Annotated in this window: 13 protein-coding genes; 3 read left to right on the top strand and 10 right to left on the bottom strand. The window is 55.7% G+C overall.

All coding sequences use genetic code 11. From position 1 onward, the window contains the following. Positions 1 to 25: 25 nt before the first annotated feature. From ACILP4_RS03205 to ACILP4_RS03180, 6 genes are all read right to left on the bottom strand, one after another. A complete protein-coding gene (locus ACILP4_RS03205) occupies positions 26 to 796 on the bottom strand; it encodes a phosphoadenylyl-sulfate reductase (RefSeq protein WP_395619304.1) in 771 nt (256 codons plus the stop codon). Further along, on the bottom strand, positions 789 to 1,211 hold the full coding sequence (locus ACILP4_RS03200) for a DUF934 domain-containing protein (protein WP_395619303.1): 423 nt from the start codon (positions 1,209 to 1,211) through the stop codon (positions 789 to 791). Before ACILP4_RS03200 ends, ACILP4_RS03205 begins: the two co-directional genes overlap by 8 nt. Beyond that, positions 1,204 to 2,832, bottom strand: a complete 1,629-nt coding sequence (locus ACILP4_RS03195; protein WP_395619302.1) for a nitrite/sulfite reductase — start codon at positions 2,830 to 2,832, stop codon at positions 1,204 to 1,206. The genes ACILP4_RS03200 and ACILP4_RS03195 overlap by 8 nt, the downstream gene beginning before the upstream one ends. Before the next feature lies 1 nt (position 2,833). Continuing rightward, positions 2,834 to 3,130: a DUF2849 domain-containing protein gene (locus ACILP4_RS03190; RefSeq protein ID WP_395619301.1), complete on the bottom strand. Its 297-nt coding sequence runs from the start codon at positions 3,128 to 3,130 to the stop codon at positions 2,834 to 2,836. Next, positions 3,127 to 3,894 carry a uroporphyrinogen-III C-methyltransferase gene (gene cobA, locus ACILP4_RS03185; RefSeq protein WP_395619300.1) on the bottom strand — a complete coding sequence of 256 codons (768 nt, stop codon included), beginning with the start codon at positions 3,892 to 3,894 and terminating at the stop codon, positions 3,127 to 3,129. The genes ACILP4_RS03190 and cobA overlap by 4 nt, the downstream gene beginning before the upstream one ends. A 90-nt stretch (positions 3,895 to 3,984) precedes the next feature. Continuing rightward, positions 3,985 to 5,373: a protein adenylyltransferase SelO family protein gene (locus tag ACILP4_RS03180; protein ID WP_395619299.1), complete on the bottom strand. Its 1,389-nt coding sequence runs from the start codon at positions 5,371 to 5,373 to the stop codon at positions 3,985 to 3,987. A gap of 302 nt (positions 5,374 to 5,675) precedes the next feature. Here ACILP4_RS03180 and ACILP4_RS03175 point away from each other — a divergent pair, with 302 nt between their 5' ends. Together ACILP4_RS03175 and ACILP4_RS03170 are read left to right on the top strand one after the other, a co-directional pair. After that, positions 5,676 to 6,824 carry a glycosyltransferase gene (locus ACILP4_RS03175; RefSeq protein WP_395619298.1) on the top strand — a complete coding sequence of 383 codons (1,149 nt, stop codon included), beginning with the start codon at positions 5,676 to 5,678 and terminating at the stop codon, positions 6,822 to 6,824. Positions 6,825 to 6,897: 73 nt separating this feature from the next. Beyond that, positions 6,898 to 8,301 (top strand): NAD(P)H-dependent flavin oxidoreductase, encoded by a 1,404-nt coding sequence (locus ACILP4_RS03170; protein WP_395619360.1) that lies wholly within the window; start codon positions 6,898 to 6,900, stop codon positions 8,299 to 8,301. A gap of 84 nt (positions 8,302 to 8,385) precedes the next feature. Here ACILP4_RS03170 and ACILP4_RS03165 read toward each other — a convergent pair whose 3' ends face one another. Continuing rightward, complete coding sequence (locus ACILP4_RS03165; protein WP_395619297.1) at positions 8,386 to 9,384, bottom strand: 2-hydroxyacid dehydrogenase; 999 nt, start codon at positions 9,382 to 9,384, stop codon at positions 8,386 to 8,388. A gap of 95 nt (positions 9,385 to 9,479) precedes the next feature. Here ACILP4_RS03165 and ACILP4_RS03160 point away from each other — a divergent pair, with 95 nt between their 5' ends. Beyond that, positions 9,480 to 9,965, top strand: a complete 486-nt coding sequence (locus ACILP4_RS03160; protein WP_395619296.1) for an SH3 domain-containing protein — start codon at positions 9,480 to 9,482, stop codon at positions 9,963 to 9,965. Positions 9,966 to 9,989: 24 nt separating this feature from the next. Here ACILP4_RS03160 and ACILP4_RS03155 read toward each other — a convergent pair whose 3' ends face one another. Genes ACILP4_RS03155 through ACILP4_RS03145 form a run of 3 tightly spaced genes read right to left on the bottom strand, consistent with a single transcriptional unit; the run spans position 9,990 to position 12,722 of the window. Beyond that, the gene (locus ACILP4_RS03155) at positions 9,990 to 10,250 is read right to left on the bottom strand and encodes an ATP synthase F1 subunit epsilon (protein WP_395619295.1); all 261 of its coding nucleotides are present in this window, start codon (positions 10,248 to 10,250) and stop codon (positions 9,990 to 9,992) included. A 6-nt stretch (positions 10,251 to 10,256) separates the two neighbouring features. Then, the gene (atpD, locus tag ACILP4_RS03150) at positions 10,257 to 11,813 is read right to left on the bottom strand and encodes a F0F1 ATP synthase subunit beta (RefSeq protein ID WP_395619294.1); all 1,557 of its coding nucleotides are present in this window, start codon (positions 11,811 to 11,813) and stop codon (positions 10,257 to 10,259) included. 27 nt (positions 11,814 to 11,840) lie between these two features. Continuing rightward, on the bottom strand, positions 11,841 to 12,722 hold the full coding sequence (locus ACILP4_RS03145) for a F0F1 ATP synthase subunit gamma (protein ID WP_395619293.1): 882 nt from the start codon (positions 12,720 to 12,722) through the stop codon (positions 11,841 to 11,843). Between the last annotated feature and the right edge of the window lie 10 nt (positions 12,723 to 12,732).

Genomic DNA, 12,732 nt, shown 5'->3' with positions numbered 1-12,732 from the left:
AAACGCAAGCCAATGGGGTCGCTCGTCAAAAAATAGGGTCGTCGGAACCATCGCCAATTGGCGTCACAGCATTGTGTATCCCACATTCCATCTTGTCCCAGCCCTTCCATCGGCCCGAGCGCGGGTCTTCGCCTGGCGCAACTTTGGTGGTGCAGGGCGAACAACCGATGGATGGATAGCCAAGCTCTACCAAGGGATGCGCTGGCAAGGCATGCGCGGCCATATAGGCGTCGATTTTGGCTTGGTCCCAATCGGCGAGCGGATTGACTTTCAAACGGCCATTTTCGATTTCAAACTGGGGCAGTGCGCGGCGGGTAGATGACTGGAACGCTTTGCGCCCCGTAAATTGGGCATCAAAGCTCGCCAAAGCGGCATTGAGCGGCAGCACTTTGCGGATTTCGCAGCAGCCATCGGGGTCATAGGACCAACGCAGCCCTGTTTCGTCTTTTTGCTGGAGCAATTTGGGGTCAGGTGTCAGGATGCGTAAATCCAACAGGCCGAGCTTGGACCGGAGCTCTTCCCGATAGGTTATAGTCTCAGGGAAATGCTTGCCCGTTTCCAAGAACAAGACGGGTATCGTCGGATCGATGCTTGCAATGAGGTGCAGCAAGACCGCGCTCTCGGCGCCGAAGCTAGAGACCACGGCCGCATCGCCCAACATATTTTCGCGCAACAAGATGGTCAGCATCTCAATCGTATCGCGGCCCCGGAACATATTATTCAGGCGGACAGCATCGCCGTCTGTATAACGCGGGGCGGTGTGGATACGATCTGCGATGCGGACCTTATTAGCCATGCCGTAGCTTCCAAATAGGCACGGCGCTATCGGCGGCCCCTTGATATGCATGGTCATAATAAGCGAGCGCACGTGCCACAGCATCGGGGTTTAACGAGGCTTCGGGCGCGAAACTGTCAAAGCCGCAACGGCGCATATACGCAATCTGGTCGACCAGCACATCGCCTTGCGCGCGCAATTCCCCCTGATACCCGGCCTCCCGCAATATGCGTGCGGCGCTATAGCCCCTGCCATCGCGAAATTTGGGAAAGGCCACTTCGATCAGGGTCAGCCGGTCAAGGAAAGGGATTAATGCGCGTGCATCATCATCCGGTTCCAGACGGACGGCGGTTGCGTTGGACTGATCCAGAAACGCATCCAGCGTCACTGACGGCTGTTCCGTGACTTCATCGGTGCGATAACGAAACTCAACCATAAATCGCCTCCTTAAAAGGTTCGAGGCCGACACGGCGATAGGTGTCGACGAAACGTTCATCGCCCTTCCGCAATGCCTTATAGACCTCGGTCGCCTTTTCCACCGCATCGACCACGCCATCTTCGTCAAAGCCGGGGCCAATAATCTTGCCGATGCTGACGTCTTCGGCGCCAGATCCACCAAAGGTTAGCTGGTAATTTTCCACGCCTTTTTTATCGACGCCCAATATGCCGATATGCCCGGCATGATGATGTCCGCAGGCGTTGATGCAGCCTGAAATTTTAAGCTTCAGCTCGCCTAAATCGCGTTGCCGGTCCATGTCGGCAAAACGCGTCGCAATTTTCTGCGCGACAGGGATTGAACGGGCGTTGGCAAGGCTGCAATAATCAAGGCCGGGGCAGGCGATGATATCGCTGATCAGGTCAAGATTGGCGTCGGCCAATTCGGCATCACGCAAAGCCTGCCATACGGCATAGAGATCGCGCTTTGCCACATATGGCAGGACGATATTCTGTGCATGGGTGACGCGTAATTCGTCAAAGCTGTATTTTTCGGCAAGGTCCGCCATGACGTCAATCTGCTTTGATGTCGCGTCACCCGGAATGCCGCCAATAGGCTTCAAGCTAATATTGACGATGGCATAGCCCGCTTGCTTATGTGGCTTTACATTCTGATCGAGCCACACGGCAAAATCAGGATCATTGCGGTCCGGTTCGACATTTGCGGCATTATAAGCAGGCGGCGCAAAAAAGGCGCTGATGCGTTCCAACTCTGCCAAAGGCGGGTCGATACCCAAGGTTTTGACATGCGCAAATTCTTCTGCGACCTGACGACGATATTCATCCGCGCCGATTTCATGGATCAGGATCTTAATCCGCGCTTTGTACATATTGTCGCGCCGTCCGTAGCGGTTGTAGACGCGTAGACAGGCCTCCAAATAGCTCAACAGGTCGTCCGCTTTGACGAATGGGTTGATTTCAGGCGCGATCATCGGTGTGCGGCCCATGCCGCCGCCAACAAAAACCCGCGCGCCCAGTTCGCCATCTTTACGAACAAGTTCCAGCCCGATGTCGTGCAGGCGCATGGCTGCGCGGTCCTCAGACGACGCAATTACAGCGATCTTGAACTTGCGGGGCAGATAGCTGAATTCCGGATGGAAGGTTGACCATTGGCGCAGCAATTCGGCCCAAGGACGCGGGTCGGTGACCTCATCAGCTGCAGCGCCCGCATATTGGTCGGACGAAATGTTACGGATGCAATTGCCGCTCGTCTGAATGGCATGCATTTCGACGGTGGCCAGCTCTTCTAGAATATCGGCACAGTCCTCCAGCTTGATCCAGTTATACTGGATATTCTGGCGCGTGGTGAAATGGCCGTAATCGCGGTCATATTTGCGTGCGATATGCGCCAGCATACGCATTTGCCGTGAATCGAGCGTGCCATAAGGAATGGCAACGCGCAGCATATAGGCGTGCAATTGAAGATAGAGGCCGTTCATCAACCGCAGGGGTTTGAACTGATCCTCGGTAATTTCGCCTGCAATACGGCGATTAATTTGGTCACGGAACTCGGCGACCCGTGCGTCAACCATGGCTTGGTCATAATTGTCATATTTATACATGTCAGATTATCCAGTCGCCAGCCGTAGGATCGGCAGGCTTGAGTGTGAGATCAGTGCGGACGGTTGGCCCAAGCGCGCGAATACGGTCCTTAATATGTGCGGGGCGTGGGCCATCTTCAGTTGGCAGCGCGTCAATGATGTAGGGCGCGTTGACGCGGCGCGCGCCTTCTTCGGCGTGAAGTATCGCCTCGCCATGTTCGCCAACATCGGCGGCATCTTCGACATGGATGGACCAGCCATTGCCCGTCCACCATGTTACGGCGCCAGACGCCAAATCATTTCCCGTTAGTAATTTCACGCAATTTTCTCCGCCTGCTTGGCAAAATGGAACAGCCGGTCTTCGGCATCGGATTTCAGGACGACATCGCCGACGATTATGATTGCTGGCGAAACAACGCCTTCGCGTGCGATCATATCGCCAAGATCTGTTAAAATCGTGCGCATGGCGCGGGCATCGGGCCGTGTGGCGCGCTCCAATACTGCGACAGGCGTGTCGGGTGATAGGCCATCGCTAATAAGCTTTTCGGTAATGTCCGCCGCAGTTGCGATGCCCATGTAAATAACCAATGTGCGGTCTTTACCTGCTAGGCCCGCCCAATTCTGGTCGGTCAGACCCTTGCACTGACCCGCGACGAAGGTCACGGCGCTGGCGGCATCACGATGGGTTAGCGGCAACATTGTCGCTGCTGCCCCGCCCATCGCGGCAGAGATACCTGGGACAACCTCCACATCGATGCCTGCATCACGGACGGCCTCGGCCTCTTCGCCGCCGCGCCCAAAGATGAACGGATCGCCGCCTTTTAACCGCACGACCATATGGCCAGCAAGCGCCTCGCGGATGAGTATGTCGTTGATACCGTCTTGCGGCACCGAATGGCGTGAGCGGCTTTTAGCAACGGAAATTAGGCGTGCGGCGGGGTTGATGAGCGCCATAATCGCGTCATCCACAAGGCCGTCATGCACCACAACGTCCGCGCTCGAAATCAACCGGACAGCCTTGACCGTCAGTAGTTCTGGGTCACCCGGACCTGCGCCCACCAAATACACACATGCTTTATTCATCCTGCCATGATGGGCATTGGCGCCGCCAGCATCAAATCAGGATAAGTTGGCCATGGGCTAGAAGAACTTTAGCCCATTACCCTGCGGCCATCAGCTTTGTGTAAGATGGGCTTGCCCCATCTCGCGAATTGCATAGATTTTGCGCTGTAGCGGTTCCCAGTCGTCGCTTTCGGATATGGCCTGCCAGATATCTTCTACCTCGTGGATCAACATCGAACAAATCGCGCCATTGGTCCAATAATCGTGGCGGTCTCCTTCGATTGCCGCATAATCACGCAGCAAAGTGGCAAAGGCCAACTGATATTCGCCGGAAGTTTCGCCCGCGTCCGCGTTGCCATGGCGATAAAGATAGAAGAATTGATCGATTGCAATTTTCTCCCGCGACATGGTGCGTTCTGCGGCTTCGACCAATTGCCTGTCCAGTTCCTCTCCGCGCGATGCAACGCCCAAGCGCCAGAGAAAACGCCGGATGACCGCCTGCTGATACAGGTCCGGGAAACGCTCGAGCGCCGCGATCAACGGCGGCGCGTCCGATAATAGGCGCAGCGCCACCGCCAACTGCCCCAAATTCCAATGCAGTGCTTCGGCCTGTCTGCCGAACGCGTAAAGGCCGGATTCATCGAAATAAGCCGCCGTGAATTGCGGGTCCCAATATTCGGTGAAGCGCCAAGGCCCATAATCAAAGCTTTCGCCGGTGATATTGATATTGTCCGTATTCAGCACGCCATGGACAAAGCCCGCGACCATATAAGATGCGGCAAGGTCAGCGACCCGTTCCACCGCCAGCCCAAGCAACTGGGCCGCAGGATTTTCCGTCGGGGCAACATCATAAAGCTGGGTTAGGCAATAAGCGATGAGTTGCTGCATGAATTCGGCGTCGCCTTCAGCGGCGACACGCTGGAAACTGCCAATACGGATATGGCTATGGCTTAACCGGACCATCACCGCCGACCTTGTGGGGGACGGTTCATCGCCGCGGATCAATTCTTCGCCGGTTTCAATGATCGAAAATGTCTTCGAAGTGTTGACGCCCAAAGCCTCCAGCATCTCCGTGGCTAATATCTCGCGCACGCCTCCTTTTAGCGTCAAGCGGCCGTCGCCACGGCGGCTATGAGGCGTGGTGCCCGACCCCTTGGTTGCTAGATCCAGCAGGCGACCATCGCCATCCCGCATCTGGGCAAACAAGAAGCCACGACCATCGCCAATGTTGGGATTATACGCGCGAAACTGGTGCCCATGATAGCGCAAAGCCAGCGGCTCCGGCATGTTGTCAGGCAGCGGTTCAAAGCGGCCAAAGTGGCGGACCCATGCGGCGTTGTCATAGTCCGCGAGGCCGACTGTCGCCGCCCAACGATCATTACGAAAGCGCAAAATTGTCTTCGGAAAGTTTGCAGGCCGGACGGCGTCACCAATTTTCACACCAAGACTGGCGATTTGTGGATCTGCGCGGTAGGGGGAAGGGAAGGGTTTCATATTCATCTAGGGTCAGGAGCTATTAAATCCATCTTCGCGGTTTGAGGCCATTTTGTTCAGTGCAAGGCGGTAAGCGCCGGGCTTAGTGGTTCTAAGTCCAAGCTTGCCAACGTGGCAATGGACAAAATGGGTCAAATCCGAAGGACGCCAAAATGGCTTCGATCTCAAAGCAAAATGCCTTTGCAGGCAGAATGACTGCCTGCGGCGGACATTTCACTTCGATATCTTTGCCATTTTGACGCCGCGAAGGTGGATTTAATAGCTCCTGACCCTAAAGCATCTGGGCGGTGCAAAAGAGAAAGGCAAGTATGGCGGCGGTTCGCATCCTGCATTTGCATAGCAGCTTTGATTTAGGTGATCAGCAATCGCGCACTGTTCGCTTAATGAACCATTTTGGCGGGCAAGCCGAACATACGGTTTTGTCTGCTGCTCGCAATGCCTTTGGTGCGGCGGACGCCTTAGACCGTCGGGTGAAGGTCAGCTTTCCCAAAGACGCAGCGCCTGCGCTCACCGGAATGCCAGGCATGGGCCGCTATCGCCGTTTGGCGACCTATATGCAGAAATTTCATCTCGTGCTGAGTTATAATTTTGGCGCGATGGACGGGGTCATGGCGCATACCTTGTTTACGCGCAGCATGAAATTGCCGCCGTTGATCCATCATGAGGACGGATTTGAGCAGGATGAAGTTGATAAGCTCAAGTGGCACCGCAATTGGTTCCGCACCATTGCGTTGCAACGGTCGGACACGCTTGTCGTGCCATCCAAATCGCTCGAGCAGATTGCGCGTAGCGTTTGGCATCAGCCGCTGGAGAAAATCGCGCGTTTTCCTAACGGAATTGATACCGTACATTATAACCGCCGTCCGCAGCGTGGGTCTTTCCCGGGTTTCCAGAAACGGGATGGAGAAATTGTCGTTGGTACGATTGCCGACTTGCGCAGCGTCAAGAATTTACCCCGGCTATTGCGCGCGGTTGCGGCGGTGGATGCGAATATCCGGCTTGCAATTGTCGGTGACGGGCCAGACCGCGACGTCATCATATCAGAGGCTGCACGGCTCGGTATCGCTGACCGCGTCATGATGCCTGGATATTTGCGTGACCCAGCCCGCTACATTCGGCTGTTCGACATTTTTGCTTTGTCGTCGGATAGCGAACAATATCCCATTTCATTGGTTGAAGCGATGACCAGCGCGCTGCCCATTGTGTCTACGGATGTGGGCGATGTGCGTACTATCGTGTCGCGGGAGAACCGGCCATTTATCGTTGCACGCGATGATGAGGACGCGCTGGCTTCGGCTATCGCTAGCTTGGCAAAAGATGCGGCGCTTCGTGCAACATTGGCTGCTGCAAACCGTATTTTGGCCTGTTCTCAATATGATGAGGACACGATGTTTGCACGCTATCGACAGCTTTATGGCTCTGCCATGAAACGTGCCGATTTTGCGCGACAAAGCTGAACATTTGCGATAGCGCCGACCGTTAGAAGCGCGCTACACGGTGCTTTAAGCAAGATTTTTGGGGGTAGTATTTGTGTTCAAGGGTCTAAAACCCATTATCTATGGTGGCCGTGAAGTATGGCCATTGGTCGAAGGCGGTAAGGGCGTTGCGGCCACCAATCATGCAAGTTCTGGCGCGTGGGCTGCGGCCGGCGGCATCGGCACAGTCTCGGCGGTAAATGCCGACAGCTATGATGAAAATGGTGACATGATCCCGCAAGTATTCTTGGGTAAAACGCGTGCCGAGCGGCATGAGGAACTCGTCGAATATGGCATTCGTGGCGGCATTGCGCAGGTGAAGCTTGCGCATGAAATGTCGAATGGGCGCGGCGCGATTAACATCAACGTGCTTTGGGAAATGGGCGGTGCCCAGCGCATCTTGCATGGCATCCTTGAAGCGACCAAAGGTATGGTCACGGGCGTCACCTGCGGCGCGGGCATGCCGTACAAGCTTTCCGAAATCGCTGCCCAATATGGCGTCTATTATCTGCCCATCGTCAGCTCCGCCCGTGCTTTCCGCGCTTTGTGGAAACGTGCCTATCACAAAGTGCCTGAATGGCTCGGTGCGGTTGTCTATGAAGATCCATGGCTTGCAGGTGGACACAATGGTTTGTCCAATGCCGAAGACCCGCGCAGCCCTGAAGACCCTTATCCCCGCGTAAAAGCCTTGCGCGATGTCATGCGCGTTGAAGGCATTTCGGATGACGTGCCGATCGTTATGGCAGGCGGCGTCTGGTTCTTGCGCGACTGGAACGACTGGATTGATAATCCCGAATTGGGTCAGATTGCGTTCCAATTGGGTACACGCCCACTGCTGACACAAGAAAGCCCAATTCCAGCGGGTTGGAAAGACGCGCTTACGAAAATTCCGGAAGACGGCGTTTTGCTGCATCAATTTTCGCCCACGGGCTTTTACTCCAGCGCGGTGATCAATCCGTTTCTTTTGGAGCTTCAAGCCCGTTCGGAACGTCAGATTCCCTTTGTGCAGGCCGCCGACGCGGAACACACAGCGCAATTGGATGTCGGGGTGAAGGGTAAGAATTTCTGGGTTACCCAAGCCGACCTGATGAAAGCACGTGAATGGGATGCGCGCGGGTTTACCGTTGCGCTGAAAACGCCCGACAACTCGCTTGTGTTTGTAACACCGTCATCGGGGGAAGTTATCCGGAAGGATCAAAAGGACTGCATGGGATGCTTGTCGCATTGCGGCTTTTCCTCATGGAAGGACCATGACAATAACTCCACTGGCCGCCTTGCCGACCCGCGCAGCTTTTGTATTCAAAAGGCGCTGCAGAACATCGCGCATGGCGCACCCATTGATGAAAATCTGATGTTTGCCGGACACAGCGCTTATTTGTTCGGGAAAGACCCGTTTTATTCGAACGGCTTTGTCCCAACAGTGCAGCAGTTGATGGATCGACTTTTAACGGGTGACTGACGCCATTTTGCGGTTACTGAATGTGGAGGTTGCGCGCATAGCCTTGCGGCAAAGGGGGCAAGAATGCTTGGCATCTACCCCCGTTTATTGCCAGCCTTCAAGGACTTGATCGGGCGGTCTATGTCCGTCTGCCCACATGCGGATATTGGTAATGACGCGTTCGCCCGAGGCTTCTCTGCCCTCAAAGGTTGCGCTGCCCAAATGGGGAAGCAACACAACATTGGGAATGTTAAACAGTCGCGAATCTACCGCTGGCTCATGCGTATAGACGTCCAACCCGGCACCGGCGATACGACCCGTTTCCAACGCGTCAATCAACGCGTCCTCGTCGATCAACTCCCCACGCGAGCTATTGATGATATAGGCATCCGCTTTCATCTGCGCGATGCGGTCGGCGTTGATGATCTTGTCGGTTTCTGCCGTTAACGGGCAATGCAGGCTGATAATGTCCGACCGCGCCACGAGCCGGTCAATGTCAGGCTCGAAAATGATGCCCAGCTCATCCTCGACGCTCGCGGGCAAGCGGTGGCGTTTATTGTAGATGATGTTCAGGCCAAAAGCCTTAGCCCGCATTGCCACGGCTTCACCAATCCGGCCAAGTCCTATGATACCCAAAGTCTTGCCGCCAATCCGGTGGCCGAGCATCCCAGTGGGGCTCCAGCCGCGCCATTCGCCGTTGCGCATAGAACGATGTCCTTCGCCAAGGCGGCGAGGGACGTTGAGGATGAGAGCCATCGTCAGGTCGGCAGTATCGTTCGTGAACACGCCGGGTGTGTTCGTGACCATGATGCCTTTCGCCTTCGCAGCGGCCAAATTGATATGGTTCACACCCGCGCCATAGCTGGCGATGAGTTTGAGCCGCAGCGGGGCGGCGGCGATGATATCTGCATCGATACTGTCGGTGACCGTTGGCACAAGCACGTCGCAATCGGCCATGGCAGCCACCAATGCGTCACGGCTTAATGGGGTGTCGTCGGCATTGAATTTTGCGTCGAACAACTCCGCCATGCGTTTTTCAACCGCAGGCAGCAAGCTGCGTGTGACGCGGATGGACGGACGTTCGATGCGGCTAAGTTCTGGCATAGGCTGACTAAAGCGGAATTCGCGGCTAGGTCAAGACAGGATGGTTGCGCTCGTCGCAACGCTTGCCGTATAAGATGAAAACGATGGTAAAGAATATGGCTCATCAGAACAAATCGATAGTGTGGTTCGGTGCCTTGGTGCTCGCGCTTTTGGGTGCGGCATCTGCCACAGCACAGACGCAGCGCACGCCGCCTTATTGGGCGTCTATTGAGAAGCCTGAAGCCCGCATGCGCACAGGGCCCAGCACTGAGTTTCCAGTTACATGGGTTTACAAAAGGCAGAATTTGCCGGTGAAGGTAGTCGCGGTCCACAGCGTCTGGCGCAAGGTCCAAGACCCTGATGGTGACCAAGGCTGGCTGCACGTTCGGCTGTTAAGCCCCACGCAGACAGCCATTGTTATTGGTAAAGGCATCGGCACATTGCGGGACTCGCCGCAAGCCAATGCGCATATTTCATGGCGCGTTGAACCCGGCGTTGTCGGAGTCATTGACGAATGCGAAAAGGGATATTGCCGTTTTGAAACCAATGGTCGGTACGGCTATATCGAAAGGTCTCGTATCTGGGGCGATGAGGCGCTTTAAAAAAGCGCCGCAAACGCGCGAAGGTTAAGCTTCGACGCGTTCTGCTAATACAGTGAGGCCGGCTGCGTTTACTTCGGCAAAACCACCTGCGATCATCAGACGCTCCGGCGTTGCACCTTGCGACTTATAAATCTCCAGCGCCGCGTCGTTGCGCAACGTGCTCATCATCGGGCTATGGCCCTCCAACACGCCGAAATCGCCCTCAGTACCCGGAACGACGACCATATAGACGTCGTCCGAGCGATAGAGCTTCTCAGGGGTTACGAGTTCGAAGTGCAGCGGCATAATGGCTTACGCCGCTTCCGCAGCCATTTTGGCTGCCTTTGCAACCGCTTCTTCGATCCCGCCGACCATGTAGAAAGCGGCTTCTGGAAGATGGTCATATTCGCCATCGACGACCGCCTTAAACGACTTCACGGTGTCTTCGACCTGGACGAACTTGCCGGAGATGCCGGTGAAGACTTCCGCAACATGGAAAGGCTGTGACAAGAAACGCTGGATCTTACGTGCGCGGGTCACGGTCAATTTGTCGTCTTCCGACAATTCGTCCATGCCCAAAATCGCGATGATGTCTTGCAGCGACTTATACTTTTGCAGCGTTTCTTGAACGCGGCGGGCGGTGTCATAATGCTCTTGGCCGACAACCGCTGGCGTCAAAACGCGGCTGACCGAGTCCAGCGGGTCAACGGCTGGATAAATGCCAAGCTCCGAAATGGCGCGGTTCAACGTGGTCGTTGCATCCAAGTGGGCAAATGACGTGGCTGGCGCAGGGTCGGTCAAGTCATCTGCGGGAACGTAAATGGCCTGAACCGAGGTAATCGAACCCTTTGTGGTCGAGGTAATACGCTCTTGCAACTGACCCATGTCAGTTGCCAATGTTGGCTGATAACCCACAGCCGAAGGAATACGGCCCAAAAGTGCGGACACTTCGGAACCGGCCTGTGTGAAGCGGAAGATGTTGTCGACGAAGAACAGAACGTCCTGGCCTTCTTCATCGCGGAAATATTCCGCCATGGTCAGACCCGACAAAGCCACACGGGCACGGGCACCGGGAGGCTCGTTCATTTGACCGAAGACCAACGCAACCTTTGAACCGTCTGGGGTTGGGTTGCCGTCGGCGTCCTTGGCGATAACGCCAGCGTCGAGGAATTCGTGATAGAGATCGTTACCTTCGCGGGTACGCTCACCCACGCCAGCAAACACCGAAACGCCGCCATGGCCCTTTGCGATGTTGTTGATCAGTTCTTGAATAAGAACGGTTTTGCCAACGCCCGCGCCGCCGAACAGACCGATTTTGCCGCCCTTTGCATATGGTGCGAGAAGATCGATAACCTTAATACCGGTGACGAGAATTTCTGCCTCTGTCGACTGGTCGGTGAACAAAGGCGCTTCTGCGTGGATCGGGTTGGACTTTGCAGCGCCAACGGGGCCGCGCTCGTCGATGGGCTCGCCGATAACGTTCATGATGCGGCCAAGGGTCATTGGGCCAACTGGAACCGAAATCTGCGCGCCGGTGTCGCGAACAGGCTGACCACGGGTCAAGCCTTCGGTCGCGTCCATGGCGATGGTGCGGACGGTGTTCTCGCCGAGATGCTGCGCGACTTCGAGGACCAAGCGGTTGCCGTTATTGTCGGTTTCAAGCGCCGACAAAATCGATGGCAGTTGGCCTGTGAAAGTTACGTCGACAACAGCGCCGATGATCTGGCTGATGCGGCCAGTTGCGCCAACGACATTGGTTGCGGTCTGGCCGGAACCCGCCTTAGGGGCAGGGGCCTTGCGTGCGGGCGCTTTAGCCTTAGGGGCAGCAGCAGCCTTTGGAGCGGCGGTCTTTTTAGGGGCGGTAGCCATGTGTTTCTTCCTTGCCTTTGGATGTCGTTAGAGCGCTTCGGCGCCCGCAATAATTTCGATAAGTTCGGTGGTAATCGCCGCCTGACGCGTGCGGTTATATTGAATGGTCAGCTTGTTGATCATGTCACCCGCGTTGCGCGTCGCATTATCCATAGCTGTCATTTTTGAACCTTGCTCCGACGCCGCATTTTCGCGGTTCGCGCGCAGCAACTGAACGGCCACATTACGCGGCAACAATTCGGCGATAATTTCTTCTTCGTCGGGTTCATATTCGACCGTTGCCGACAGGCCAACAGCGTCGCCTTCGCCAGCGGTCACCGCGACGGGCATCAATTGGATCTGCGTTGGTTCTTGCGTCAGCACGGTAACAAATTTGCTGAAAAACAGATGCGCGACGTCAAATTCGCCAGCTTCAAAGCGCGCGGTCAGATCTTCGCCCCATGTTTGCACATCGGCAAAGCTCAGCTTGCCCAGGTCACCTGGTTCAATGCTGTGGATGATATCGCCACGGAAAGTCCGGCTCAGCTGATCGCGGCCCTTCTTTCCTATGGTATAAAATTTGACGGTCTTGCCCTCAGCCTTCAACGCTTCTGCCTGACGGCGGGCGAGACGGACGATGTTGGTGTTGAACGCGCCGGCAAGGCCCTTGTCGCTGGTTGCGACAACGAACAAATGCACGTCGCTCTTGCCAGAGCCTGCAAGCAATTTTGGCGATTGCGGGCCAACAGAGACCTTGGACGCGATGCTTGACACCACTGCCTCAAGCCGCTCGGCATAAGGACGCGATGCTTCTGCCGCTTCGGTCGCCCGACGCAGCTTCGCAGCGGCGACCATTTTCATCGCCTTGGTGATCTTCTGGGTCGACTTGACCGAGTTGATCCGCATTTTGAGGGCCTTAAGAGACGCCATCTATTCTTCC

Source organism: Sphingorhabdus sp. (assembly GCF_044239045.1).
In the GTDB taxonomy this organism is placed as follows: Bacteria; Pseudomonadota; Alphaproteobacteria; order Sphingomonadales; family Sphingomonadaceae; genus Sphingorhabdus_B.
The sequence above is the reverse complement of the archived record's forward strand: the minus strand, read 5'-3'. Positions and strand labels throughout refer to the sequence as shown.